This window comes from Embleya sp. NPDC050493 (genome assembly GCF_044458105.1).
GTDB lineage: Bacteria > Actinomycetota > Actinomycetes > Streptomycetales > Streptomycetaceae > Embleya.
In genome coordinates, this window is sequence record NZ_JBITHP010000028.1 from 114,431 (window position 1) to 140,661 (window position 26,231).

Sequence of the window (26,231 nt, forward strand, 5' to 3'; positions counted from 1 at the left end):
CCCGACTCGACTTCCCCCTTCCCACCGCCGCTTCCCGCCCCGCCGCCCGCCTCACGCTCGGCACCGCAGCTTCCCGCTCCGATCCGACCCCGGCCCACGTGCCATCCCACGTCCCGGTCCCAGTACCGGTCTCCGTGCCACTCCCCTTCCCGCTCCCGGTTCCGGGAACAACGCACCATGGGTGCCGGGTGCGAGCCCGGCCGCTCGAAAGGTAGGACCCCCGATGGCCGGCCCGACGACCCCGGAACGACCGCGTGGGCGCGGTCGCACCACGATGAAGGACGTGGCCGCCCTCGCCGGCGTCGGCATCAAGACCGTCTCGCGGGTGATCAACGGTGAGCCGAACGTCAGCGCCGTGAAACAGCAGGCGGTGTGGGCGGCCGTCGCGCAGACCGGGTTCCGCCGCAACGACAGCGCGGCGCAGCTGCGCTCGGGTCACACCTCCAGCATCGGCCTGGTCCTGGAGGACGCCGCGGATCCGTTCTCCTCCGCGCTGACCCGGTCCATCCAGGACATCGCCCATCAGCACGGCACGGTGTTGTTCAGCGCGTCGTCCGCGGAGGATCCGGACAAGGAGCGCGATCTGGTCCTGGCGTTGTGCGCCCGCCGGGTGGACGGGCTGATCGTGGTCCCGGCCAGCGGCAGCCACCGCTATCTGCTGCCGGAGATCGAGGCCGGGATGGCGTGCGTGTTCGTCGACCGCCCACCGGGCGACATCGAGGCGGACACCGTACTCGTGGACAACGTGGGCGGCGCCCGCAACGGCGTCGACCACCTGATCCGGCACGGACATCGGCGGATCGCGTTCATCGGCGACCGGCTGGAGATCTTCACCGCCCGCGAACGCCTGCGCGGCCATCGCGAGGCATTGACGGACGCGGGCATCGATCCGGATCCGCGGCTGGTGTACAACGGGCCGCCGTACGGGGAGGAACTGCGGGCGTGGTTGCGGGCGATGCTCGGCGGGTCCGATCCGGCGACGGCGGTCTTCTGCGGCAACAGCCGGTTCACGGTGGAGACGCTGCGCGAGATACGCCGCTCGCCGGTACAGCCCGCCCTGGTCGGTTTCGACGACTTCGAACTCGCGGACATGCTCACCCCGGCCGTGACCGTGGTCGCCCAGGACCCGTTCGGCATCGGGCAGGCCGCCGCGCACCTGCTGTTTCGTCGCCTCGGGGGCGATTCGACCCCGGTGCAGCACATCCACATGCGCACCCGTCTGATCCCGCGCGGCTCCGGCGAGGTCGGTCCGTGACCGGCCCCGCACGCACCGCCGCCCGGCCGGTCGAGGCCGGCTCGTGCGTCACCCGTCCGAACTTCGATCCAGCCAGGGAGGCCGCCGCATGATCACCGTGATCGGCGAGGCGTTGATCGACCTCGTATCCGTCCGGGGCGGCGATCCGGTCGCCCATCCCGGGGGCAGTCCGGCCAATGTCGCGGTGGGGCTGGGGCGGCTGGGCGCGCCGGTGCACCTGATCACCCGTTACGGGGCGGACCCGCACGGCGAGTTGCTCGCGGCGCACCTGGCGGCGAGTGCGGTCGAGGTGGCGCCGCAGAGCCGGTCGACGGGGCGCACCAGCGTGGCGCGGGCCGATCTGGACGCGGCGGGTGCGGCGACCTACACCTTCGACATCGTCTGGGAGTTGCCCGATGCGGTGGGCGTCCCGGCCGGGACCCGGTGTGTGCACACCGGTTCGATCGCGGCGACGCTCGCTCCGGGCGCGGACCCGGTGCGGCGCGTACTGGCGGCCGAACACGCGAGGGCGCAGGCGGTGGTCTCCTACGATCCGAACTGCCGGCCGTCCCTGATGGGCGATCCGGGGCCGGCCCGGGAGCGGATCGAGTCCCTGGTGGCCCTGTCGGACGTGGTCAAGGTCAGCGACGAGGACCTCGAATGGCTGCATCCGGGACGCGACTTCGCCGACGTGGCGGATGCCTGGCTGGCGCTGGGCCCGGGGCTGGTGGTGGTCACCCGGGGCGCCGAAGGCTCGTACGGCGTGTGTCCCGCGGGTCGGGCCTCGGCGCCGGCCCGGGCGGTGCGGGTGGTGGACACGGTCGGTGCGGGCGACGCGTACACGGCCGGTCTCCTGGACGCGCTTCGCCGCCGGGGTCTGCTGGACCCCGCCGGCATCCGGCGCCTCGACCCGGCGACGCTCGGCGCGCTGCTCGCGGACGCGTCGCTGGTCGCGGCCCTCACGTGCTCGCGAGCGGGCGCGAACCCGCCCACCGAGGCGGAGCTCGGCGCGTATCGCCGCGAGCACGGGCTCGCGTCCGCGCCGGGGTAGGGGCGCGGGCTCCGATCGACTCGCGCGGTCCGGCCGGGACCCGATGCCGCCGCGGTCCCTGCCCCGAAGGTCCGGCCGAGGGTCGTTTTCGGTCACGGGTGGATGACGGCGTGGCGAAGACCGCCCCGGGGCCGGTTGCGCGAGCCCTACGGTAATCCCATGACTGTGTCGTCGGATGCCGACCGGCAGCTCGCACTGATCGTCGAAGTCCAGGACGTGGCCCGGGAGTTGGGTATACAGGTCTGGTTGCGTGGCGGATGGGCAATGGATTTCTTCCTGGGCCGGACAACCCGGGAACACGGAGATGTCGACTGGTTCGCGTGGGCTCGGGACGCCCCGGCGCTGACCGCAGCGTTCGCCGCGCGAGGATTCGTTCGCTTGGCGCGGGCTCCCGCCGAGCAACAACTCGATTACACGGCGGGCGGCGTGGAGTTGGGCTTCGCCTTCTTGGCCCGTGATCCGGACGGCCACGTGATCGTGGCCGGCGGGCCGTGGGCGGGTTCCCGCTGGCCGGAGGGGATGCTGGAGACGCCTCCGGGCAAGCTGGGCGGGGTGTCCTGCCCGATCATCTCGCCCGAGGCACAGATCGAGATCAAGCTGATGACGCCCACGTGGATGCCGCAGCGGCCACGTCGGGCCAAGGACCTCGAGGACATCGAACGACTGCGGGAGGGGATGGCCGGGTAGACCGCGCGGACGGGTCGTCGTGATTGCGGTGGGGGTGCGACGGCCGCGTGGGAGTGGGGGCGGTGGGGCGACCGACGTGGGGTCGGCGTCCGGAGGCGACCGGCGTGGGGTCGGCGCCTCGGGGGTGTGGTCGACAGAACGATCCGTCCGGGCATCCGCCCCCGCTTCGCCGTGCCCGCACCGGCCGGCCGGATTTCGCGGGTCTTCGGGCATGGGGTATCCCCACGGCGGGCGATGCGGCGGGCTATCCGAGCGGTTCCAGGTGGGCCAGGAGCCGTGCCGCCTGGCGTGTCAGCGTGCCGGGTGGGTTGCGGTGATACCCCGGGCTGTCCGGCAGCAACATCAGCAGCCAGACGAGGGACAACAGGGTCCGGAAATCGCGCAGTCGTGCGATCTCCGGATCGGTGAGTTCGAAGCAGGACAGGAGGAACTCCGTATCGGCGTCGGTGCCGGCGGGCCACATCGAGACGTGCTCGACGACCTCCGCCAGTTCGAACGCCCGGTCGCTGCGGCCGGAGATCTCGAAGTCGACCAGGCGTACCCGCGTGCCGTCCCACAGGTAGTTGGCCAGGTTTCCGTCCGACAGGCCGAACACCGGCCGGATTCCCGGTCCCGGTTCCCGCGGAGTGTGCCACGCGGACAACCACGCACATCCGGACTCGAAGGCGCGCGCCACGAGCGGATCCGGGCCGAGGTCGCGCCCGCCCGTGCTCCACGCCCGCGCCCTGTCCTCGACCACGGGCGGATACCAGGTGCAGGCCGGTAGTGCCACGACCTCCGCCGTGGGGATCGCGTCGTGCAGCGTGCCGATCGCCTCGGCCAAGGCGCCGAGTTGCTTCCGGTCGAGGTCTCGTCCGCGCAGCGGCACGCCCGCGAGTCGGGACATGACCACGACGGGCGGTTCGCCGTCGAGGTCCTCCCGGATCGGTTCCGGCGCCAGGCCCGGCGCGTATCTCGCCAACAGGCCCAGCGCCCGCCATTCGCGCAGCGGCTCCGCCCGCTCGCGCGAACGGAAGCTCTTGACGACCACGTCGTCACGAAACTCGATGTCGTGCGTGCTCCACGTCTCGGTCACCGCCTAGTCCCCGGGGGCCGACGGGTCGGTATCGGTGACCGGGAGGGGTGGACCGAAGCGGACCGGGACGCCGGGCGAGTAGAGCACGCTGTCCGGTTCGCCGGTCGCCTCGGGCAGGCCGGCGGCGGCGACCAGGTCGTCGTCGAGATGCAGCAACTCGGCGTGGCGGAGCGGCCATCGCGGGTGCGCGTTGGGCAGGTAGAGGGTACGGCCGGCGACGCGGGTGTGCAGGCCCCAGCGGGCGGTGACGAAGTGTTCGAGCGGGCCGGGGTCGGTCACCGGTGCGCCGACGCGCACCTCGACCGTGCCGCCCCGCGGGGCGCCCTCCAGGCGGTGGCGCCGCGTCGTGTAGCGCACCCGGTCGCCGGTCCGGTCGATGCGCATGCGGGCCCATCGGTACGGGAGTCGCAGCGTGGCCCGGGCGGTCAGCACGGGCAACAGGCGGGCCGCCTCCAGCGAGCGGAAGACGACGCCGCGCCGACCGGCGCCGTCCACGGAGTACAGCCGCACGTTGGTCTCCGCGAAGGTACCCAGCCACGGCACGCCGGGCAGGCGCAGGAATCCCACGCCCACCATCCGGAACGGCACCAGGCCGACGTAGGTCACGCCGTCCAGGACGTCCGGCCGGGTGCCCTCCGGGAGCAGCGGGGCAACTACGTCGGGTGGCACGGCCCAGTGCACGAAGGTGAGTTCGCTCCAACGCTGGGTGAGCAGCACGTGCCGGATGCCGCGCGGCGACAGCGCGGTGACGGGTTCGGTCCTCATCCGGTCATGGTGGCCCATCCCGCCCGGCCGCGCGGACCGCCTCGCCGCCGACGGTGCGCGGCTCGGGGCCCGATCGGGGCGCGGGGTCGCCGTCGGGCCCGCACGGCGCGGGCCCGGTCGCGGCGACGTCGGGCCCGTGGGTTCGGGGCGGGTGGGGGCCGGTCGGCTCGGCGACCGCGGTGTGTGCTCGGTCCGGGGTCTGGGCGGCGATCAGGGCTTCGCCGGTGGGTGAGCGGTAGTACAGGACGGAGCGGCCGGAGCGGCGGCGCAGGACGAGGTGGGCGTCCAGGAGGACCTTGAGGTGGCGGCCCACCGAGCCGAGGCCCTGGCCGGTGAGGGCGACCAGTTGGGTGGTGCTCTTGGGGGTGTCCAGGCGGGTCAGGACGCCGGCCCGGGCCGGGCCGAGGAGGCGGGCCAGCGGGTCGGGGCCGGCCGGGCGGTGGGCGTCGGCCAGGGCGCCCGAGCACGGGTAGATCACCGCGTAGTGCCGCTCCTCCTCCCAGGCCACCCAGCCGCGGCCGGGGGTGACCGGCACGAACGACAGGCGGGCGCTGCCGAGTTCGCGCGGCGGGTAGTCGTTCGCGTTGATCCGCAGTCGGCTCGCGCCCAGCCAGCGCATGCCCGGGCGCAGGTCGTCCAGCGCTGCCGCCCAGCCGCCGCGGCCGAGTTGGCCGGTGCGGGCGACGATGTCGGCCTCGATGATGCGCCGTCGGCGCGGCCAGTCCGGTCGGACCACCCGCGTCCACACCCAGTCCAGGATCTCCGCGGCGCGTGGGCCGAGGTCGGTCCGGCGCAGCGCGGTGGGCAGTGGGCCGCCCATCGACACCTCCAGATCGGCCCGGGCGACCGGCTCCGAGGTGCCGCGGATCCCGGCCAGTTCCGCGGCGAAGGCCGGTTCGCCGGTCAGCGGCGGCGGGGGCGTGAGGAAGTCCGCGTTCCAACTGCCGCCGAGGCCGATCCGCAGCAGCAGGGCGGTGACCGGATCCTGGGCCAACCGGGCCCGATAGGCGGGCAGGTGCGCGTCCAGCCAGGTCCGCTCGCCGGGATGCGCGGCCGTACCCCGTTCCAGCGTCTTCAGCGTCGCGGTGACCTCGGCCAGCGGCGAGATCGCGAATCGGCTGCCTGCGAGGGTATCCGCGTCGACCCGCCACCACCCCATGCTTTCGCCTCCCGGCGAAACAGTAACGCCCGGGCCCCGCCGGGCTCGAAGCTCTGGACATGCGCACCTACCGAGAGCTCTTTCGAGCGCCGGAATACACGCCGCTGTTCGCCACCTCCTCCGCGCAACTGGCCGCGACCAACGTCGGCGGACTGGCGTTGGGCACGCTCGTCTACGACCGGACCGGCTCGCCGTTGCTGGCCGCGTTGGGCATGTTCGGCGGTTCGCTCGCGCAGGTGATCGGGGCGACCGCGCTGATGTCGGCCGCGGACCGGTTGCCGCCGCGGGCCGCGATGACGGTGATCGGGCTGATCTTCGCCGCGGGCACCGCCGCACTGGCGATTCCCGGACTGCCGCTGTGGGCGGTGTTCGCCATCGTGTTGGGCGAGGGCGCAGTGGCCGCGGTGGGCGGCGGCGTGCGCTACGGGCTGCTCAACGAGATCCTGCCGAGGGAGGGTTTCCTGCTCGGGCGGTCCGTGCTCAACATGAGCAACGGGGTGCTCCAGATCGTCGGGTTCTCGCTCGGTGCAGTACTGGTCACGGTGCTGTCCGCGCGCGGCACCCTCCTGGTGGCCGCCGGGTTGTACCTGCTCGCGGCGATCGTGGCCCGGTTCGGCCTGGCCCGACGGGCTCCGCGTGCGTCCGGTCGGCCGTCGGTCGCCGAGACCTGGCGCAACAACACGGTGTTGTGGTCGGTCAAGCCGCGCCGCTACATCTATCTCGCGCTGTGGGTGCCCAACGGGCTGATCGTCGGCTGCGAGTCGTTGTTCATCCCGCTCGCACCCGACCACGCGGGCCTGCTCTTCGCCTTCGCGGCGCTGGGCATGCTCGCCGGGGACGTGCTGGGCGGGCGATTCGTGCCCGCGCCGTGGCGGCGCCGGCTGGGAGCGCCGATGTCGCTGCTCCTGGCTACGCCGTACCTGCTGTTCGCGGTGCACCCGCCGCTGCCGCTCGCGCTGGCCGTGGTCGCGGTGGCCTCGGTCGGATATTCGGCGACGCTGTTGTTCCAGGAACGGCTGATGGCGATGACGCCGGACGAGCTGAGCGGGCAGGCGCTGGGGCTGCACTCGTCCGGGATGGTCGCGATGCAGGGCGTCGGCGCGTCGATCGCCGGCGGGATCGCCCAGGTCACGTCGCCGACGACGGCGATCACGGTGCTGGCCGGGGCGTCCATCGCGGTCACCCTGACGCTCGCGGCGGGGCTGCGGGCGCACCCGGGGTCGGTGCTCCGGGAGGCGTGAGCGGGCGGGTGGGGTTCGCAGGGTCGGGGTGGCGTGAGGCGGGCGGCGGGCCAGGTCGGGCGTCGCGCCGGCCCCGTGCCGATCAAGGTGATGTCGGTCCCGTTCGAGAGGATGTGCGCATGACCGACACCCCGGCGCCGGCCGCCGTTCTCGCCGACTTCGACGCGTACGCCCAGGCCGTCGAGGCCGTGACCGCCGCCGCGCGGGCCTACTACGGCGGCGCCGACTCGACCGTCGACGACGACACGTACGACCGACTGCTGCGCGGGATCGGCGCGTACGAGCGCGAGCACCCGGACCGGGTGCTCGCCGAGTCGCCGGTCGGCAAGGTCGCGGCGGGCGCGCTGCCGGGCGGGGACGTGCCGCACACCGTGCCGATGCTCAGCCTGGACAACGTCTTCGATCCCGAGGGGCTGGCCGCGTGGGCCGCGTCGCTGGAGCGGCGGATCAAGCGGCCGGTCGCGGCGCTGACGGTGGAGCCGAAGATGGACGGCCTGGCGGTGGCGGTGCGCTACCGCGAGGGCCGGCTCGACCGGCTGGTCACCCGCGGCGACGGCATCGCCGGTGAGGACGTGTCGCACGCGATCGGCACCATCGTCGGTCTGCCGGACCGGTTGAGCGAGCCGGTGTCGATCGAGGTGCGGGGCGAAGTCCTGCTCACCGCCGAGCAGTTCGAGATCGCCAACGAGATCCGTCGGGAGCACGGCGCCACCGTGTTCGCCAACCCGCGCGGTGGTGCGGCGGGCACGCTGCGGGCCAAGGATCGGCCGTATGTGATCCCGATGACCTTCTTCGGCTACGTGGCACTGCCGCTGCCGGACGACGAGAGCACGTTCGCCGAGGAGTTGCGCACCGCCGACCACTCCGCGGTGATGGCTCGGGTGGAGGCACTCGGCGTGCTGACCACCGGGCGCACCTCGGCGCGGCTGCGAGTGTGTACGAGCATCGAGGACGTACAGGCCGCGGTCGACGAGATCGCCGCGGCGCGGGCGGAACTGCCGTTCGGCATCGACGGCGTGGTGATCAAGGCCGACGCGGCGGCCGACCAGGCCGACGCGGGCAGTGGAACGCGCGCGCCGCGCTGGGCGATCGCGTACAAGCTGGCCGCCGTGCACAAGATCACCCGACTCGTCGGCGTGGACTGGGCGGTGGGCCGGACCGGGGTGATCGCGCCGCGCGCGATCCTGGATCCGGTGGAGATCGACGGCAGCGTCGTCGGCTTCGCGACGCTGCACAACCCGGCCGACATCGAGCGCCGCGGGCTGATGATCGGCGACCGGGTCAGCGTGTACAAGGCGGGCGACATCATTCCGCGGGTGGAGGCGCCGTTGGTGCACATGCGCACGGGCGACGAGACGGCGATCGAGTTCCCGACCGCGTGCCCGCAGTGCGGCGGCGAGTTGGACACGACCCAGCAGCGCTGGCGGTGCGCCCAGGGCCGCGCGTGCGGTCTGCAGGCCGGGATCCTGTACGCGGTGGGCCGCGACCAGCTCGACATCGAGGGCATCGGCGGCCGGATCGTCACGCAACTCGTGGCCTCCGGCGCGGTCGCCGACATGGCCGACCTGTTCACCCTGACCCGCGAACAGTTCCTGGCCCTGGACCGGGTGGACAAGATCGCCGACAAGCTGCTGGCCGGCATCGAGGAGGCCCGGGGGAAGCCGCTCAGCCGGGTGTTGTGCGCGCTCGGCGTACGGCTGACCGGTCGGTCGATGTCCCGCCGGATCGCCCGGCACTTCGGCACGATGGACGCGATCCGTGCGGCCGACGTGGAGGCGATGGCGCAGGTCGAGGGCATCGGTCCCGGCAAAGCCGCGGTGATCGTCGCCGAACTCGCCGAACTCGCCGAGGTGATCGACAAGTTGGTCGCCGCCGGGGTGAACATGACCGAGCCCGGTGTGCGACCGGGAGCCGGTGCGCCGGCTGCGGAGGCCGGTGCCGCTTCCGGTGCCGAGCAGGCGAGCGATGCGGCACCGGTCGAGGCCGGCCCGCTGACCGGGAAGTCGGTGGTGGTCACCGGTTCGATGTCCGGGCCGCTCGCCGCGCTGTCCCGCAACGAGATGAACGAACTGATCGAGCGCGCCGGCGGCACCGCGTCCTCGTCCGTGTCCGCCAAGACCGCCCTGGTCGTCGCCGGGGACAAGGCCGGGTCCAAGCGGGCCAAGGCGGAGAAGCTCGGCGTGGCGATCATGACTCCGGAGGAATTCGCCGACCTGGTGGGGGCATTGCTTCCAGCATGAGCGACGGGGAACGGCGGGCGACCGGGTGGTGTGCACCGGTCGCCGTCGTCCCGACCCAGGGAGCTTTTCCGACGATCCATAGCAGACCGACTGTCGCCCCGAGGTGGAAACGGGCGATATCGGTGTGCGGTACGTCGGACTCCGGCATCGTCGCGTTCGGGAGCCGGTGGTGGCCGAGAGGGTCCGCAACATGCGAAAACCCCTTGGCCGCACCACCCTTCGACGACGAATGGAGTCCCCATGGTCGAGGCACATCCCCCGCGAATACCGCTGCCGTTCGCCCTCGACCGCAATCCGCACGCGCCCGAAGCGGAATGCCGGCTGCTGGACTGGGCCCGACGGCACCGGCTGCTCGATCGTCCCGGCATCGAGAAGCGATTGGTCGGCGCACGACTGGGCGACCTCGCCGCCTACACGCATCCCGATGCCGCGCCCGAACTGCTGTGTCTGTACGCGCAGTTCATCGCATGGCAGTTCCTCGCCCACGACCGCTACGCGGAACCCGGGGAACACCCCGCACATCCGGGTGAGCCCCTGATCGGCCAGATCGAGTCGGTGTACCGCACCGGTCGGGCGGACCCGGCGGCCGGAGCGATGGCGCACGCGCTCGCGGACATCCTGGGGAGGGTCTATCCGGCCATGAGCGCCGAGTGGCGGGAGCACTTCGTCGTCGAGTGTGTGCAGACGCTGCATCGGGTGGCCCGACCACCGGCCGGCGCCTCGCCCGGGGCGGCCCGCGAGCATGCGTGCGGCGTGGACGCGTACATCCGGCATCGTCGGTTGGCCGGCGGGCAGTTCCCGTGCCTGCTGCTCGACGAATTCATCGCCGGCGGCGAGCTCGCGGCGGCGATCCGGGACGGCGCCGCGTACGACGACATCCGCAACGCCGAGGCGGACGTGGTGTCCTGGACGAGCGACTACTACGCGTCCCGGGACAGCGCCGGCACCGACTCGCCGGCCGACCTGGTCGGGGTGCTGGCGTACACCGAGCATGTCGGACGCGAGCACGCGGAGGCGGCGGTGGCGGCGCGGATCCAGGATCGGGTGGCCGACTTCATGGCGGCCCGGCGCGCCTTACAGGGTGCCGCCGGCGGTGCGGCCCCGGCCGATCCGGAGGCCGAACTGGTGCTGCGGCGCTGCGTTTCGGCGATGCACCATCGCATGGCCGGGACGGAGGCGTGGGCGTGGGAGAACGTGCGCAGCGTGGGCCGTCGACCGGGCATCGGCCGGGGCCGCACCGCCGGGGGCGGGCTGCACGTTCCGGAGTACGTCGCGGACCTGCTCGACGTGCGGGGTCGGCCGCGAGGATGGGACGGGGGCGCCGCGGGGCATCGGTGGCCGTAGACCCTGCCCCGGATCCCACGTCGGTCCACCACCGGGTACGGCGCGGGATGCGGGCGCGGGTCGGGAGACCCCGGCGCGAGCCGCGCTCGGTGTCGGGTAGTCTTGCCGCCGCGCCCAACCCTGGGCGGACCGGGTTCGAGTTCGAGGAGGTGGCACCGATTACCGCTGTATCAGGTCGGGTGCTCTCCTTCCACGACCGTGCGGTCCACTTGGCATAGGTGAGTCCGCGAGAGCACCCTTCGGCATCCGAAAGGCTCTCATGTCGGTTTCCGCATCACCCTGCCCCACGTCCGTGATCGTCACCAGGCTGCGTACCGCCGGTTGTGTATTCGCCGAGGACGAGGCCGAGTTGCTCATCGCCGGTGCCGCCGACCCGGTCGAACTGGCCGTCATGGTGGATCGCCGCGTCGCCGGTCTCCCGCTGGAACACGTGCTCGGTTGGGCCGAGTTCCGCGGCCTGCGGATCGCCGTCGACCCCGGCGTGTTCGTACCGCGCCGGCGCACGGAGTTCCTGGTCGAGCAGGCCGTCGCGGCGGCCCGGCCGGGGGCCGTCGTGGTCGACCTGTGCTGCGGCTCGGGCGCTCTGGGCGCGGCCCTGGTCGCGGAGGTGGACCGGGTCGAGTTGTACGCCGCCGACATCGACCCGGCGGCGGTGCGGTGCGCGCGGCGCAACATCGCCGCCGACCGGGTCTTCGAGGGCGACCTGTTCGCGCCGCTGCCGGCGACGTTGCGCGGGCGGATCGACGTGCTGATCGCCAACACGCCCTACGTGCCGACCGGGGAGATCCCACTCCTGCCCTCGGAGGCCCGGATCCACGAACCCCGGGTGGCCCTCGACGGCGGCTCCGACGGGTTGGACATCCAGCGTCGGGTCACCGCGGCGGCCCCGCGATGGCTCGCGCCCGGCGGCCGGCTGCTGGTCGAGACGAGCGAGCGCCAGGCACCGCACGCCGTCGAGGTCTTCCGCGCCGCGGGCCTGATTCCGCGGGTCGTCGAGTCCGAGGAGTGGTACGCGACCGTGGTGACGGGCACCCGACCCCCCGACCGCATGCCCGATTCCCTGGGTTGATCGGCAGGCCGTGCAGGCTCGCCCCGGCGCCCGGCGTCACGATCCGCTAACCGGCGTCGCCGTTGCAGGCGGTGTCGTCGAGCGGACAGTCCATCCCGGTGTCGATCTCCTCGACGTCCGCATCACCGCCCGTCCCCTCCACCGCGGCGGCTGCCTCCGCTCGTGCGCTCGCGCAGACCACGCCCAGGCCGTCCTGGATCGCGCGCCCGATCTCGGCCAGCGCGGCCACCTGGGTCGGCGTCAGCACATCGAACAGGTGCTGGTGCACCGTCGCCGCGTGGGTCGGCCCCGCGGCGGCCAATGCGGCCAGCCCCTCGTCGGTCAGGCGCGCGATCCAGCCCCGGCGATCGCCCTGGACCGGGCAGCGGGAGACCCAGCCCGACTTCTCCAGTGCGGTCACCGCGTGCGAGACCCGGCTGGTCGACGACAACGCCGCCGCGGCCAGCTCGCTCATCCGCATCCTCCGGTCCGGCGCCTCGGCGAGCAGGCCCAGGATCTCGAAATACGTCATCGGCATGCCCGTCTCGCGGCGCATCCGCCGGTCCAGATGGGCCGCGAGTTCCCTGGTCCCGGTGAAGTAGGACTGCCAGATCTCTTGCTCGGAAGGAGTCAGCGAATCGTCGTCGGTCATGACGACAGCATATGACTTGTTGAATCATCAACATATTCTCTGCTATGTTGCTGAGCGTTCAACAAACCATGCCGGCACCGCATCCACACCGCACCAAGGAGTTGCCATGACCACCACCGCTGAGACCATCCCCGGTTACGTCGCGGGCACCTGGACCATCGACCAGGTCCACTCGGACGTCTCGTTCTCCGTACGTCACCTGGGCGTGGCCAAGGTCCGCGGTCGCTTCGACGACTTCGGCGGCTCGATCGTCACCGCCGAGAACCCGCTCGAATCGTCGGTCACCGCCACCATCGAGACCGCCTCGGTCAACAGCAACAACAAGATGCGCGACGACCACATCCGCAACGAGGACTTCCTCGACACCGACAAGTTCCCGCAGCTGACCTTCGTGTCCACCGGCATCCGCGCCGAGTCGTCCCTGGTCTACCGGGTCGACGGCGACCTGACGCTGCGCGGCGTGACCAAGCAGGTCACCCTCGAACTCGAACTCAACGGCTTCGGCACCGGCTTCGACGGCAACCCGGTCGCGGGCTTCACCGCCACCACCGAGATCAGCCGCGGCGACTTCGGCGTCACCGGCGGCCCGGCCGGCGCAGCGGTCGGCGACAAGATCACCATCGTTCTGGAGATCGAGGCCAAGCTGGAGGCGTGACACCCGCGTGCCGACCGGCTCGCGATCCGAGCCGCTGTCGGCACACCCCGCGCATCCCGCGCATCGAGGCGAGCCCCGACTCCGGTCCGCCGACGCCCCGACCCCGGTCGGACGTCGGCGGACCGTTGCCGTATCACGGCCGCAGCCGTCGGATCCGCCGCCGCGGTGCTCACCGGACCGATCCGGTGGCCCGGGTGCGGTCGAGGTCGGCGCGCAGCGTGGGAGTGTCGGTGAACAGGAGCGACTCGATGCCCACGGCCCTGGCCGCGTCCAGGTTCTCCGGGCGGTCGTCGATGAACAGGAGTTCGCTTGGTTGTGCGTGCAGTTGCGCGCACAGGTGGTGGTAGATGCGCGGGTCGGGCTTGGCCAGGCCGAGGTCGGCGCTGAACACCCGATGGCGGAACACCCGGGCCCACGGCTGCTCGTCGATCCGGCGGGCCATTTCGATGGGGGCGTTGGACAGCAGCGCCAGGGCCACTCCCCGGTCGGCGAGCGCGGCCAGTTCGGCCAACAGGTCGAGGGTGTCCTGGTTCAGGTGCATCCAGGCGGCGAGGTCGCCGGCCACCAACAGGTCGAGCCGGTCCGGGTCCGGTGCCGGACGATCCAGGCGGGTGCACAGGCCGCTCCAGAACTCGGCGGCGTCGAGCGTGCCCGCGTCGTAGGCCGCACGATCGGGCCAGTAGGCGGACCAGAACTCCGCCGGGGTGACCCCGACGGTGCGGGCCAGGGCCTCGCTCGCGTGGTCCGGCGGCGGCATGCAGATGACCCCGCCGAAGTCGAAGACGATCCACTCGGTGCGCATGGGAGCTCCTTGATCGAGTCGCCGGGACGGCTTTGACGGGTGTGGACGGCTCCGGGCCGCCGTGCACGGCTTCGGGCCGCCGTGCACGGCTTCGGATGACGGTGGACGCCTGACGGACCGCAACGGACCCGCACCGCATGCGCCGGTCACACCGCTCGCGTCGATTGACTTTCGAACATACAACACGTTTGATTGAACACATGGAAGGTTCGGAACGCCAGCTTTTGCTCATCGAGAGAATGCGCACAGCGGAACGCGTCACCGTGGCCGAGCTGGCCGAGGAGACCGGCTGCTCGGAGATGACCATCCGCCGTGACCTCGACCAGCTCGCCGAGCAGGGCGTGCTGCGCCGGGTCCGCGGCGGCGCGGTCAGCCTGGTGTTGCGCGGCGAGGTGTTGCCGTTCGGCGTGCGCGAGCACGAGGCGCCCGAGAGCAAGCGCCGGATCGCCGCGGCGTTCGATGCGCTGGTCACCGACGGCGAATCGCTGATCCTGGACGGCGGCACCACCAGCCTGGCCATCGCCCGGGTGCTGGCCCGGCGCCGGGTCACCGTGGTCCCGCTCGACCTGCACGCGGCGTACGTCCTGGGCAACGCGCCCGACGTGCGCCTGCTGGTCCCCGGCGGTCAGACCACGCCCGGCGCCCTGACGCTGGGCGGGCATCTCACCGAGACGTCGCTGCGCACGCTGCGCGTGGACACCACCGTGCTGGGGGTCTGCGGCCTGTCCGTCGGCCACGGTCTGACCGCCAACGACCTGACCGAGGTGCCGATCAAGCAGGCGGCCATCGCTTCCGCACAGCGCGTCGTCGCGGTCTGCACCGGAACCAAGTTCGGCCGCACCGGCCTGGGCCACGTCTGTCCGGCCACCGATCTCGACATGGTCGTCACCGACGAGAGCGCACCGATCGAGGCGGTGTCGGGCCTGCGCGATCTGGGCGTGGACGTGCGGGTGGTGTGACCGGACCCCGCTTCGAAAGTGCTCTGCGCGGAGGATTGACTTCAAGTCCCCTTGAAGTTCCATACTCCTCTGCGGAGGACGCTCGGTCCTCGGCAACGACCTCTGACAACGGGAGAGTTCACATGGGCACCGAATCGTTCGACCTCGCCCCCATCCGCCGACTGGTCGCGGACGCCGTGAAGTTGCAGAACGACCTCGACGCATTCGTCCCGCTGCACACCGAACACGTGAACATCGTCAACTTCGGCGGCCGGCGGGTGTCGGGCCGGGATGCGTTGGCCGAGGCGATGCGCGAGGCGATGGCCTCGCCGCTGGCCGACGTGGCCACCACCGCCGAGATCCAGGACGTGCACTTCGTCCGCGAGGACGTGGCGATCGTGGTGTGCCTCAAGCAGGTCTTCGACCGACGGGAGGGCGTCGGCGGCGCGGATTCGACCACGCCCGCGCTCCCCGCGGCCTCCGGGCAGCTCACCTACGTCCTGGTCAAGGAGGACGACGCGTGGCGCATCGCGTCGGCCCAGACGACCCCGATCCTGACCTGAGGAACGCCGATGGCATCCACCGAGGACATCGTTCGACTGGTTCGTGACACGCTCGGCGCGGAGCAGATCATTGGCGCATACCTGCACGGTTCGGCGGTCCTCGGTGGATTGCGTCCACGCAGCGACGTGGACGTGCTCGTGGTCGTCCGGCAGGCCACCACGGCTGCGCGGCGACGGGCGCTGGTCGAGGGCTTGTTGGCCGTCTCGGGCGAGCGGGCGCACGGCGGGCCCACTCGACCGGTGGAGTTGACCGTGGTCGTGCAATCCGAGGTCCGACCGTGGCGCTTCCCGCCGCGCTGCGAGTTCCAGTACGGCGAGTGGCTGCGGGAGGAGTACGAGCGCGGCGCGACGCCGGGGCCGGAGCCGAGCCCGGATCTCGCACCGCTGCTCACGATGGTGCTGCACGGCCGCGCGGCACTGGCGGGGCCTCCGCCGGACGAGGTGCTCGATCCGGTCCCGCACGACGACCTGGTCCGCGCGATCGTGACCGGTGTACCGGAGTTGCTCGCCGAGGCGACGACCGACACCCGTAACGTCCTGCTCACCCTGGCGCGGATCTGGACGACTCTCGAAACCGGGACGATCCGCTCGAAGGACGCCGCCGCCGACTGGGCGCTCGCGCGCCTGCCGGCCGAGCACCGGCCCGTGCTCGCTCGGGCACGGGCCGGCTATCTGGGCGCCGAGGAAGAGGACTGGCACGAGATGTTGCCCCAGGTGCGGTCGCACACCGCATACGTGGTGACGGCGATCGCGCGGTCGGCCCCGGGCGGGGTGGCGATCGGCGGCAGTAGGCTCGGGCGATCCCGCTCGAACAGGTGAGCGGGCACGGTCGGCCACGAAGGGCGGAACACGTGTCGAAGGCGAGCTTCTCCGGGGTTCATCACATCGCGCTGAACGTACGCGACCTGGACGCCTCGGTCCGGTGGTACTCCGAAGTCCTGGATTTCGTACCGGTGTTCCCGTGGGACACGGACGACTTCGACCGGCGGATCATGCGACACCCCGGCGGCGTGGTCGTCGCGCTGACCCGGCACCGGCACGCGGACGCCGGGGCCGCGTTCAACGAGCGTACGACCGGCCTCGATCACCTGGCCTTCACCGTGGACACCCGCGCCGACCTGGAGGCGTGGGAGGCCCGACTGACCGAGGCGGGCGTCACCCACTCGGGAATCCGGGTCACCCCGACGACGGGCTTCACGCTGATCGCCTTCCGCGACCCGAACGACATCCAACTGGAGATGTACCTCGCGTAGCCGCCCGAGCCCTCGCCCCTCTCCCGTGTCTCGCCGCGGCGCCCGTCTCGATGCAGGCGACGCCACGCTCGACGCGCCCGGCCGCGTTCCGGCGCATGCGACCAACTCCCTTTCCGTATCGGCCTGTTGCCCCTGCGTAATGGATCTTGACGCGCTGCGACCGGAGTTGGACCATGAGCGTTCGTGCTTGATCGACGAACGGGGGAACACATGTCGAAGTCGAGGCGGAGAGTGGCCGGTCTGGCGCTCGCGGCCACGGCAGCGGTGGGACTGGTGACGACGGGAGCCGGCTCGGCGCAGGCGTCGAGCGGGAGTTACATCGCCACCTACCGGTACCTGTCGGAGTGCCAGAACACCGGCGCAATGTACGTGCACTACGCCGGTGCGAGCACTTACCACTGCACCGGCAACGGCGCGGTCGGCTTCTCCCTGTACGTGGAGTACTGGGCCTGATCCGACACCGGGTACCGCCCCTGCTCTCGCCGAGGGGCGGTACCCGGTGGCCCGGCACGCGGGCAAAGAGGGCGCGGGGTGGGATCAGTCGCTCGGCGTGGCGCCCGGGGTGGTGCCGGGTGACTTGGCCGGGGCTTCGGCCGAAGGCTCGGCGGCGGTCGCCGCCGGCGCTTCGGGCGGGGCTTCGACGGGTACTTCGGGCCGGGCTTCGACACGGGCTTCGGTTGCGGTGCCGGGCCCGGGGTCGGTGGCCAGGTGGCGGGCGAAGAAGGTGTCGATGCGTTGCCAGGCGTCGGCGGCGGCGGCCGGTTCGGGGCCGATGCCCAGGACGGTGCGCAACACGGGGCGGAGCAGCGGCGGCGCGTTGTCGGCCTCGTTGAGGAACGAGTGGCCCGCGTCCGGGTAGAGCTTGACGTCGTGCTCGACGCCGGCCCGGCTCAGGGCCGCTTCCAGCTTGGCCGCACCGCCGCGGAAGACCTTGTCCTTGCCGCCGTAGGAGGCGACGATCGCACACGCGCCGCGCAGCGCGGCGTCCGGATCGCCGGGCAGTTGGGCGTAGTTGGCCGCGGCCACGTCGTACATGCCCTGGCCCGCGAGCACCAGCGCGAAGCCGCCGCCCATGCAGAAGCCGATCACGCCGATCCTGCCTGTGCACTCCCCCGCGGCCGACAACCACTGCCGGGCGGCCTCGATGTCGGCGTAGGGCCGACCGCGGCCGGTCGATACCGAGCGCATGACGGAGACCATGCACCGGTTCGGGCCGCGACCGTGGTAGAGGTCCGGCATCAGCGCCAGAAAGCCGGCCTCGGCCATGCGATCCGCATGCCGTCGGTTGACCGCGTCCGGCCCCGCCCCCTCGAACAGGACGACCACACCCGGCCACGGGCCCTTGCCCTTGGGGCGCGCGAGGTAGCCGGTGAGTCCTCGGCCGGTCTCGTCACGAAGCAACATCGCGGACAGATCAACGGTTTCGGCCATGGCAACGACCGTAGGCGATACCTGCGTCCTCGGGCAGGACCTTTCCCGGCGCGGCACCTCCGACTCCCCGGCGACCGGAGTGACGTTCGAGGTGACGGGCCCCTCGACCCCGGAGCGGGGACGGGCCTCCGGGCGAGCTCGGAGAGGCCGCCCGCCCGTCCCGCTGCCGTCATCACCGATGTCGTGAACCCGAAGACGGACACGATGTGCACGGTCGGAGACGGTGAACCCATTCAGCACGTCCGGTCGGCGTCGTGGGCGGACTCGGGTGGAGATCGGGCGCAGTGCAGGAGCGGTAGTAGCGCCTCGTTTCTACGTCCCTCGTAGTACGCGACGTCAAGCCCTGCGGGGGAGTCGTGACCGTGATCCGACCGCAATACTTTCTAGAGTCAGACCCACACACCAAACTTTCGCGGACCCCGGGTCGGTGGAGCATTCACCGCCCAGTCAGGAGACTCGCCGCATGCGGCATCCGCACCGTCGGCCCGGCACCCACGACGACCGTCCGGCAGACCGCCGGCATCCGTCGACTGCCCGGTCGTTCGGCGGACGCTGTCCGGCCTGACCCGGATCCGCCTCGTTCCACGCCCGACCCGACCGCTTCACGTACGCGGCACCCGCTCCGGTGGTGTGCCGCGCCCGGACTCCCGCCTGCCGTGGTGAGTCCTCTTTTGTCCTGACCTCTCGTACCGCAGTTCCCGGCGCGTCCGTATGCCTTGCCTCGGCGTGCCGACTTCCGCGTTCCGCCCGACCGGCGATGCCTGCCGCCCCGGGCCGGGCCCGCGGGCCGTTGTCGACCCCTCGACCGACCCGGAGATCCGTTTCCATGGCTACCTTCCTGTATCGACTCGGGCGCTTGACGTTCCGCCGGAGGCGATTCGCCCTGCTGATCTGGGTGGCGATCCTCGTCGCCGTCGGCGTGGGCGCCGCATCCGCTTCCAAGCCCGCCGCCAAGCCGTTCTCGATCCCCGGGATCGAGGCACAGAAGGCCCTCGACCTGCTCGAGGAGCGCAGCCCCGACTCCGGAGGTGGCGGGGCCACCGCGCGCATCGTCTTCCGCGCCCCCGACGGGCAGCGGATCGACGCCCCGCAGAACAGGGCCGGCGTCGAGAAGACGATGGGTGCCCTGCGCGGCACCCAGGAGATCGCCGACGCCTCCGACCCGTTCTCGGCCGCGACGCTGAGCGCCGACGGGAGGACCGCGTACGCGACCGTGGACTATCTGGTCGGGGCCGACCTGCTCAAGGACTCCTCCCGCGACATCCTCAAGGGCGCCGTGAAGCAGGGCCAGGGCGCGGGGCTGACCGTCGAGGTGGGCGGCGACGCACTGGTCGCCGAGTCGAGCGTCGGCAACGGCGAGATCATCGGTGTGGGGGTCGCGGCCGTCGTGCTCGCGATCACCTTCGGTGCGATGATCGCCGCCGGGTTGCCGCTGCTCACCGCGATGCTCGGGGTCGGTATCGGCATAGCCGGGATCACCGCGGTGGCCGGCATCTTCGACCTCTCCGAGAGCACGTCCACGCTGGCGATGATGATCGGTCTCGCGGTCGGCATCGACTACGCGTTGTTCATCGTCTCCCGTTTCCGCACCGAGCTGAGGCTGGGGCGTGAACCGGAGGAGGCCGCCGGGCGGGCCGTGGGCACCGCGGGTTCGGCGGTCGTCTTCGCCGGGCTCACCGTCGTCATCGCGCTGTCCGGCCTGGCCGTGGTGAACATCCCGGTGCTCACCGAGATGGGTCTGGCCGCGGCCTTCACCGTCGTGATCGCCGTCCTGGTGGCCCTGACCTTCGTGCCGGCGCTGCTGGGCTTCGCCGGCAAGCGCATCTTCGGCCGCAAGGACCGCAAGCGCGCGGCCAAGCACGAGGCCGGCCTCGGCCACGGTCACGAGAAGCCGAACATGGGCTCGCGTTGGGCCCGCTTCGTACTGCGCCACCCGGTGGCCGTACTGCTGTTCTCCGTGGTCGGGCTCGGCGCCGTCGCGCTGCCTGCGGCGAGCATGAACCTCGGCCTGCCGGACGACAGCGCGCAGCCGACCAGCACCACGCAGCGCCAGGCGTACGACATGCTCGCCGAGAGCTTCGGCCCCGGGTTCAACGGTCCGCTGATGCTGGTCGTGGACACCGCCAAGAGCAAGGACAGCCCGACCGCCGCCGAGGCGGTCCGCCGACAGGTCGAGACCCTCAAGGGCAAGGGCGTCGCCTCCGTCGGCGCCGTCGCCTTCAACGACGCCGGCAACCTGGCCACCATCCAGGTCACGCCGACCACCAAGCCGAGCGACCCGAAGACCGAGACGCTCGTCCACGACATCCGCTCCACGGTCAAGACGGCCGACTCCGCGAACGGATCGAGGACGCTGGTCAGCGGTACCCCCGCGTTGAACATCGACTTCTCGCAGAAGCTCAACGACGCACTGCTCCCGTACCTGATCCTGGTGGTCGGGCTCGCCTTCCTGCTGCTGATCGCGGTGTTCCGGTCGATCCTGGTGCCGCTCAAGGCGGCCCTCGGGTTCCTGTTGTCGGTCGCCGCGGCGCTCGGCTCGGTGGTCATGGTCTTCCAGTACGGCTGGCTGAACGAGCTGTTCGGTGTCGAACAGACCGGGCCGATCATGAGCATGATGCCGATCTTCCTGATCGGTGTGGTGTTCGGCCTGGCGATGGACTACGAGGTCTTCCTCGTCACCGGAATGCGCGAGGCGTTCGTGCACGGCGAGAGCCCGCGCGAGGCGGTCGTCAGCGGCTTCAAGCACGGCGCACGCGTGGTCACCGCCGCGGCGATCATCATGATCGCGGTCTTCTCCGGCTTCATCGGGGCGACCGACTCGATGATCAAGATGATCGGTTTCGGCCTCGCCTCGGCCGTGTTCCTGGACGCCTTCGTGGTCCGCATGGCGGTCGTTCCGGCCGTGCTCGCGCTGTTGGGCAAGTCCGCGTGGTGGCTGCCGAAGTGGCTCGACCGCATCCTGCCGAACGTCGACGTGGAGGGCGAGAGTCTGCGGAAGCACATCGACGCCCGGGCTGCGGAGCAGGCCGGGGAGGCAGTACCGGCGGATCTGGTGAAGGTCCCCTGACCGGGGCTTCCGGGTGACCCACTGACGGGGACACCGAGGTGACCGACACCCGCCGTGCTGCCGATGGGCAGCGCGGCGGGTGTCCGTGGTTGTGGCGGGGTGTGTGGTCGGTGGCCGCGCGGCGGCAGATCCCGACCGGAGGGGATCGGGACGCGATCCGGGCCCGGCATCCGGACGGGGTGCACCCGAGCGAAGGCTCGGGCCCACCCCGTTTCGTCGCGTCGGGGGCCGGCGGTTCGACCCGCGGGTCAGCCGGTCGCGGTCACCGGTCGCGGGTCCGGCTCCTCCGCGGCGTGGGTCCGGCGGAAGTGGTCGGTCACGGTCATGGTCGCGAGGAGCAGCGTGGCGACCGCGAGTACGAGCCAGCCCGTGTCCGCCACGGACGCGATCAGCGGTACCCCCACCACCGCGACGACGACGCGTTCCTCGATCGGGCCCGCGGCCAGAACGTAGCGGTGCCAGGCGTGACCCAGCAGGAACGTGGCCAGGCCCGCGCCCAGCCACCAGCGATTCGTGTGGGTGCCCAGGTGGTGGATGGCGTCCGAGATACCCGCCGCGACCAGCACGATGCCGGCGATCATCACCGCGTGTGCCAGGCCGAACGCCACGTAGCCGAGCATCTGCCGGCGCTCCACGGGCGCCTCCGACATGGCCCGCAAGGTACGTTCGTCGTCGCTGCCGAAGTACGTCCACCAGATGCCGGTGGCGACCGCGATGCCGAGCAGGATGCCCCCCGCGAGCTTCCAGTCGACCGGCCGACCACCCGCGCCGATGCCGACGGCCACGACCGATTCGCCGAGCACGATCAGGATGATCAGGCCGTGTCGTTCGACGAAGTGGTGCGGCTCGACCACGAATCCGCGGACGCGTCCGATCACCATCGACAGGTACAGCACCGCGATGGCCGCCGCCCAGCACACCCACGTGCCGGCGTCCGGCAGGTGCGGCGCGATCAGGATCAGCACGCCGCCGACCGCGTTGAAGGGCGCGAGTCGAACGATCCCGGCTCGGGCCGAGGGTTGGGACGCGGTCAGGAACAGCGCGACGTGCATCGCGACGGCGACCAGGAAGGCGAGGCCGAACGCCCAGCCGTCCGGGTCGAACGCGTAGGGCAGGTCCAGGCCCATCACGAAGAACGAGGTCATCGTGAGCGCCAGCAGCAGCCGGACCACCGTCGCGTCCGGGCGGACCGCGTTGGTCAGCCAGCTGAACGCGCCGAACATCCACCACATCGCCGCCAGCGGCAACATGCCCTGGAACAGTCCGCTCCAGCCCGGGTGGGACTCCACCTGGTGGGTGGCCTGGGTGAGCACGAAGACGAAGACCAGGTCGAAGAACAGCTCGATCGGGGTCACGCCGGTGGGCCGCTCGGCCTCGGCCGGTGTTTCGGTCGGGTCGTGCGGGAGGTCGATCGGGATGTCGAGGGAGTTCTCGTGGGCCGGGTCGTGGGGGTCCGTCGGTGGGGGCGGCGCCGGTATCGAGGCGTCGAGTCGATCGGGGTCGTGGGGGGCCGAGGAGGGTCTCATGCGTTCGCTTTCGTGGGTCCGGGTGCGCCCATCGGGAGCCGAGGCGCGGCACCGGGGTGCGGTCCGACCGAGGTCCGACCCGATGCGGTGCGAGTCGCACACGTGCGCGGGCCCATCATCACCGCGACACCCGGTTCGGAGCAGCACGTTTTGCGCGCGTTCGCGATCGGCGTAGCCCGGACGCGCCCTGCGGCGGGCCGGAAGTCCGGCCCGCCGCAGGTGTCCTGATCGGCCGTCAGGGACGGCTTCCGGGTTGCCCGGAAGCCGTCCGCGCCGGGGCGGAGGATCGACGCGGGAGCCGCCCGGGGGTCACGAGCAGAGGATGATCAGTGACGTGACCACGGTGCACGAGGTCGTGGCGGCGTTGTTCGCCGGATCGGGATCGCCGGGTGTACTCGCCGTGCGGCTCGCGGTGACCTCGTAGGCGAGGCCCAGGCCGAGCAGGCCGACCGGGGCGGTGAAGTGGCGGGTGGTCGCCGCGCCCTTGGCCAGCGGACCCACCGTGCAGGTCACCGTGCGGTTGGCCACCGCGCAGTCCGGTGACGTCGCGGTCATCGGCACCGGCAGCGGCGCCGTGACGGTCGCCGAACCGAGCGCGTCGGGACCGCGGTTGGTGACGGTGACCGTGTAGTCGATGTGCGCGTTGAACAACGACGGTACGCCGGTGGCCCGGAGCGCCACCGCCACGTCGGCCGTGCTCGCGACGTAGGTGTAGCGATCCGCGGGAACCGTCGCGCTGGTCCCACCGGCGGTGCTCACCCGGACGTCCACCTGGCCGGCCCCCGGCCCCGGCGGCGCGGTGGCGGTGCACGAGGTCGCGGTGCACGAGACCGAGGTCGCGGGCCGGCCCGGACCGAAGGTGACGCCGGTCGCGCCCGCGAGGTCGGTGCCGGTGACGGTGACCACCGTGCCGCCGCCCTCGGGACCGGAGTTCGGGCTGATCGAGGTGACCGTGGGCGCGGCCACGTAGGTGTACCGGTCGGCGGCCGAGGTCGCACTCGTGCCGCCGGGGCCGGTCACGGTGACGTCGACGGTGCCGGGTGCGCCGGGCGGTGCGCCAGCGACGATGGTCGTGTCGTCGACGACGGTGAAGGATGTGGCCGGGGTAGCGCCGAACGCGACGGCGGTGCTGCCGGTGAAGTGCGTACCGGTGACGGTCACCGAGGTACCGCCGGTTGCCGGGCCGGTGTTCGGGCTCACCGAGGTGACGGTGCGCGGCCGCGGGACGCCGACCACGACGATGCCGTACGGGGTGCTCCCGACCGGGACGGTGGCCACCACCGTGTCGGACGCGGTGTCGATCACCGACACGTCGCCGGACACGGCGTTCGTGGTGTAGACGAAGCCGCCCGCCACGTGCAGCGTGAGGTTGGCCGGGTAACTGCCCACCGACACGGTGTCGGTCACCGTGTTCGTGGTCAGGTCGACCACCTTGACGGCGGCCGGGAACGCGGAGACGTAGGCCCTGGTGCCGGTCGCGTTCACCGCGACGTTGCTGCCGTCGCCGATCGGGACGGTCGCGGTGAGCGCCCCGCCGGCGGTCAGGTCGAGGACCCACAGGCCGGACCGGTCGTCCACGGCGTACAGGTGTGTTCCGTCGGGGCTGAGCGCGGCCCCGTCGGGCGAGCCGGGAAGCGCGATGGTCTTGCCGACGACGGCGGTGGCCGTGTCGATCACCGAGATGTCGTGGCCGGCGTTGTTGACCGCGTACACGTGTGCGCCGTCAGGGGCGACCAGGACCGCGACCGGGTTGGTGCCGACCGCGATCGTGGCCGCGACGGTGTTGGTCGCCGTATTCACCACCAGCACGGAATTGCCCTGGGCGACGTACAGGCGGGTGTCGGTCGGGTCGACGGCCATCGCGAACGGCGCGCCGCCGGTGGCGATCGTGCCGGTGACCGTGTCGGTGGCGGTGTCGATCACCGAGATGTCGGCCGAGTCGAAGTCGGCCACGTAGACCCGGGTGCCTGCGTGGTTGGCGGCGAGCCCGTACGGCCCCCGGCCCACCGGGATGGTGGCCGTCGTGGTGTTGGTCGCGGTGTCGATCACGGACACCGTGTTCGAACCGGAGTTGGCGACGTAGGCGGACACACCGGGGCGGGCCGCGGCCGCAGGCGTGGCCCGGGTGAGCGCACCCGCGAAGAGTCCCGAGGCGATCACCGCGACGGTCGCGATCAGCGCGATCGGGCGGCGCGGCAACGCGCGGAACGGCGGCCGGGCGCCTGGTCGTTGCCGGGAGCCGTGCGGGTGGCGCGGATCGGGGTGCTCGGCCGAACGACTGCGGCGCCTGCGGTCCGGCCGGCGCCCGGGCGGTGCGTGATGGAGCGACATCGGGATCCCCTCCCTGAAGATGGACCACACCCGGCCGTCTCCATCGGGGCACGTCGATCCCCACCCCGCACGGCACTCGGGCCCCACCCGAATCGAGACGGCCGCGAATCACGGATCGCGATTCGTCGGTGCATCGCCGGAAACGTACCGGGGAAGCGTGTGGCGATGTGACCGGAATGGCCAAATGACGGCGGCGGGGCGGGAGTTGGTGTAGGCGGCGGGAGGGAGGGGATCCGGCCGGGGGGCCGGGGGTGGGACACGGGGGACCGTGCCGGAGGGGCTGGGTCTGGGGGCGGGGTCCCGACCGGGGCGGAGCTCGGGTCGGCTATTCGGGCCCAGCGGGTGTGGAAGTCGGGTGTTGCGGCGCGGGCCCGGTCGGATCGCGGCTCGGACCGGCCGGGTCGGTACCCGGTCGGGTCGGTGCCCGGGCGGGTCGGGCCGGGTCGGTGCCGGGCGGGTCGGGTCGGGTCAGTGCCCGGTCTGGTCGGGGCGGGGGCCGGTCGGGTCGGGCCTGGGCAGGTATACGGCGCGGCCGAGGGCGCGGGCCCGGACGGCGGCCGGGACGCGTGGCGCGACGGTGCTCGGCAGCAGTTCGGCGGCTCGGTCGAGGGTGACGAACGCGTACTCGTCGAGTTCGTCCTCCTGGATGCGGATCGCGGCGATCTGCTCGGGGGTGAGCGTGCCGCCGTCGAACATCCAGCCGGTCAGCGGTCGCGGCCTCGGGTCGAGCTCGGGCACCCAGTCGATCACCAGCAACTCGCCGACGTGGAGGTCGAGTCCGAGCTCCTCGCGTATTTCGCGCGCGCACGCGACGTGTGGTGGCTCGTTGCGGTCGACGAAGCCGCCGGGCAGGTTCCAGTAGTCCCGGTAGTTGGGTTTGACCAGGAGCACCCGGTCCTCGGCATCGGTGATCAATGCGGAGGCGGCGGCGTAGAGGGTGGGCAATTGCGCGTACCACTGCTCGGGCGGCAGGAACTCGTTGGTCATCTGCTCGACCCTAGCTCCAACCGGCTCGCCCGGTTCGGGTCGGTCGGGTCACGGCTGGTGGGGGCGGGTCGGGCCGGGCCGGGGGGGGGGGGGGGGGGGGGCGGGGGGGGGGGGGGGCCCCCCGGGGCGGCCCAGCGCCCCACCCCCCCGGGCCGGTCGTTCGATTCGTCCGCACACCCCGC

Annotated in this window: 23 protein-coding genes; 14 read left to right on the forward strand and 9 right to left on the reverse strand. The window is 72.0% G+C overall.

Annotated features, from left to right (window positions below; genetic code table 11):
* Positions 1 to 223: 223 nt before the first annotated feature.
* From ACIBM5_RS37705 to ACIBM5_RS37715, 3 genes are all read left to right on the forward strand, one after another.
* Positions 224 to 1,255, forward strand: a complete 1,032-nt coding sequence (locus ACIBM5_RS37705; protein WP_391585784.1) for a LacI family DNA-binding transcriptional regulator — start codon at positions 224 to 226, stop codon at positions 1,253 to 1,255.
* 88 nt (positions 1,256 to 1,343) lie between these two features.
* Positions 1,344 to 2,285: a carbohydrate kinase gene (locus ACIBM5_RS37710; RefSeq protein ID WP_396011233.1), complete on the forward strand. Its 942-nt coding sequence runs from the start codon at positions 1,344 to 1,346 to the stop codon at positions 2,283 to 2,285.
* Positions 2,286 to 2,444: 159 nt separating this feature from the next.
* The gene (locus ACIBM5_RS37715) at positions 2,445 to 2,972 is read left to right on the forward strand and encodes a nucleotidyltransferase domain-containing protein (protein WP_396011234.1); all 528 of its coding nucleotides are present in this window, start codon (positions 2,445 to 2,447) and stop codon (positions 2,970 to 2,972) included.
* 244 nt (positions 2,973 to 3,216) lie between these two features.
* Here ACIBM5_RS37715 and ACIBM5_RS37720 read toward each other — a convergent pair whose 3' ends face one another.
* The 3 genes from ACIBM5_RS37720 to ACIBM5_RS37730 are packed head-to-tail and all read right to left on the reverse strand — an operon-like array spanning position 3,217 to position 5,971.
* On the reverse strand, positions 3,217 to 4,047 hold the full coding sequence (locus tag ACIBM5_RS37720) for a phosphotransferase family protein (RefSeq protein ID WP_396011235.1): 831 nt from the start codon (positions 4,045 to 4,047) through the stop codon (positions 3,217 to 3,219).
* 3 nt (positions 4,048 to 4,050) lie between these two features.
* Positions 4,051 to 4,812: a YqjF family protein gene (locus tag ACIBM5_RS37725; RefSeq protein WP_396011236.1), complete on the reverse strand. Its 762-nt coding sequence runs from the start codon at positions 4,810 to 4,812 to the stop codon at positions 4,051 to 4,053.
* Positions 4,813 to 4,816: 4 nt separating this feature from the next.
* Positions 4,817 to 5,971, reverse strand: coding sequence for an ArsR/SmtB family transcription factor (locus ACIBM5_RS37730; RefSeq protein WP_396011237.1), 1,155 nt, complete (start codon positions 5,969 to 5,971; stop codon positions 4,817 to 4,819).
* 59 nt (positions 5,972 to 6,030) lie between these two features.
* Here ACIBM5_RS37730 and ACIBM5_RS37735 point away from each other — a divergent pair, with 59 nt between their 5' ends.
* The 4 genes from ACIBM5_RS37735 to ACIBM5_RS37750 all read left to right on the forward strand — a co-directional run bounded on the left by ACIBM5_RS37735 (position 6,031) and on the right by ACIBM5_RS37750 (position 11,865).
* Positions 6,031 to 7,212, forward strand: a complete 1,182-nt coding sequence (locus tag ACIBM5_RS37735) for an MFS transporter (protein WP_396011238.1) — start codon at positions 6,031 to 6,033, stop codon at positions 7,210 to 7,212.
* A gap of 119 nt (positions 7,213 to 7,331) precedes the next feature.
* On the forward strand, positions 7,332 to 9,452 hold the full coding sequence (ligA, locus tag ACIBM5_RS37740) for an NAD-dependent DNA ligase LigA (protein ID WP_396011239.1): 2,121 nt from the start codon (positions 7,332 to 7,334) through the stop codon (positions 9,450 to 9,452).
* A 240-nt stretch (positions 9,453 to 9,692) separates the two neighbouring features.
* Complete coding sequence (locus ACIBM5_RS37745) at positions 9,693 to 10,796, forward strand: hypothetical protein (protein ID WP_396011240.1); 1,104 nt, start codon at positions 9,693 to 9,695, stop codon at positions 10,794 to 10,796.
* A 259-nt stretch (positions 10,797 to 11,055) separates the two neighbouring features.
* The gene (locus ACIBM5_RS37750) at positions 11,056 to 11,865 is read left to right on the forward strand and encodes a putative protein N(5)-glutamine methyltransferase (protein WP_396011241.1); all 810 of its coding nucleotides are present in this window, start codon (positions 11,056 to 11,058) and stop codon (positions 11,863 to 11,865) included.
* 46 nt (positions 11,866 to 11,911) lie between these two features.
* Here the strand turns inward: ACIBM5_RS37750 and ACIBM5_RS37755 are convergent, their stop codons facing one another.
* A complete protein-coding gene (locus tag ACIBM5_RS37755) occupies positions 11,912 to 12,496 on the reverse strand; it encodes a MarR family winged helix-turn-helix transcriptional regulator (protein ID WP_396011242.1) in 585 nt (194 codons plus the stop codon).
* A 106-nt stretch (positions 12,497 to 12,602) separates the two neighbouring features.
* On the opposite strand from ACIBM5_RS37755, the gene ACIBM5_RS37760 reads away from it, so the two are divergent.
* A complete protein-coding gene (locus ACIBM5_RS37760) occupies positions 12,603 to 13,151 on the forward strand; it encodes a YceI family protein (RefSeq protein WP_396011243.1) in 549 nt (182 codons plus the stop codon).
* Between the two features lie 169 nt (positions 13,152 to 13,320).
* Here ACIBM5_RS37760 and ACIBM5_RS37765 read toward each other — a convergent pair whose 3' ends face one another.
* Positions 13,321 to 13,953, reverse strand: a complete 633-nt coding sequence (locus ACIBM5_RS37765; RefSeq protein ID WP_396011244.1) for an HAD family hydrolase — start codon at positions 13,951 to 13,953, stop codon at positions 13,321 to 13,323.
* Positions 13,954 to 14,153: 200 nt separating this feature from the next.
* On the opposite strand from ACIBM5_RS37765, the gene ACIBM5_RS37770 reads away from it, so the two are divergent.
* From ACIBM5_RS37770 to ACIBM5_RS37790, 5 genes are all read left to right on the forward strand, one after another.
* Positions 14,154 to 14,912: a DeoR/GlpR family DNA-binding transcription regulator gene (locus ACIBM5_RS37770; RefSeq protein WP_396011245.1), complete on the forward strand. Its 759-nt coding sequence runs from the start codon at positions 14,154 to 14,156 to the stop codon at positions 14,910 to 14,912.
* A gap of 122 nt (positions 14,913 to 15,034) precedes the next feature.
* Positions 15,035 to 15,454, forward strand: coding sequence for an SgcJ/EcaC family oxidoreductase (locus tag ACIBM5_RS37775; protein WP_396011246.1), 420 nt, complete (start codon positions 15,035 to 15,037; stop codon positions 15,452 to 15,454).
* A gap of 9 nt (positions 15,455 to 15,463) precedes the next feature.
* Positions 15,464 to 16,273: an aminoglycoside adenylyltransferase family protein gene (locus tag ACIBM5_RS37780; RefSeq protein WP_396011247.1), complete on the forward strand. Its 810-nt coding sequence runs from the start codon at positions 15,464 to 15,466 to the stop codon at positions 16,271 to 16,273.
* A 32-nt stretch (positions 16,274 to 16,305) separates the two neighbouring features.
* Entirely contained in the window at positions 16,306 to 16,707 is a 402-nt protein-coding gene (locus ACIBM5_RS37785; RefSeq protein ID WP_396011248.1) for a VOC family protein, read from the forward strand.
* Between the two features lie 210 nt (positions 16,708 to 16,917).
* The gene (locus tag ACIBM5_RS37790) at positions 16,918 to 17,160 is read left to right on the forward strand and encodes a hypothetical protein (RefSeq protein WP_396011249.1); all 243 of its coding nucleotides are present in this window, start codon (positions 16,918 to 16,920) and stop codon (positions 17,158 to 17,160) included.
* A gap of 84 nt (positions 17,161 to 17,244) precedes the next feature.
* Here the strand turns inward: ACIBM5_RS37790 and ACIBM5_RS37795 are convergent, their stop codons facing one another.
* On the reverse strand, positions 17,245 to 18,138 hold the full coding sequence (locus ACIBM5_RS37795) for a dienelactone hydrolase family protein (protein WP_396011250.1): 894 nt from the start codon (positions 18,136 to 18,138) through the stop codon (positions 17,245 to 17,247).
* 826 nt (positions 18,139 to 18,964) lie between these two features.
* Between ACIBM5_RS37795 and ACIBM5_RS37800 the strand changes: the two genes are divergently transcribed.
* Entirely contained in the window at positions 18,965 to 21,205 is a 2,241-nt protein-coding gene (locus tag ACIBM5_RS37800; RefSeq protein ID WP_396011251.1) for an MMPL family transporter, read from the forward strand.
* 248 nt (positions 21,206 to 21,453) lie between these two features.
* On the opposite strand, the gene ACIBM5_RS37805 is transcribed toward ACIBM5_RS37800, so the two are convergent.
* The 3 genes from ACIBM5_RS37805 to ACIBM5_RS37815 all read right to left on the reverse strand — a co-directional run bounded on the left by ACIBM5_RS37805 (position 21,454) and on the right by ACIBM5_RS37815 (position 26,049).
* Complete coding sequence (locus ACIBM5_RS37805) at positions 21,454 to 22,731, reverse strand: low temperature requirement protein A (protein ID WP_396011252.1); 1,278 nt, start codon at positions 22,729 to 22,731, stop codon at positions 21,454 to 21,456.
* A gap of 309 nt (positions 22,732 to 23,040) precedes the next feature.
* Entirely contained in the window at positions 23,041 to 25,062 is a 2,022-nt protein-coding gene (locus ACIBM5_RS37810) for an IPT/TIG domain-containing protein (protein WP_396011253.1), read from the reverse strand.
* Positions 25,063 to 25,530: 468 nt separating this feature from the next.
* Positions 25,531 to 26,049, reverse strand: coding sequence for an NUDIX domain-containing protein (locus ACIBM5_RS37815; protein WP_396011254.1), 519 nt, complete (start codon positions 26,047 to 26,049; stop codon positions 25,531 to 25,533).
* Positions 26,050 to 26,231 lie beyond the last annotated feature (182 nt).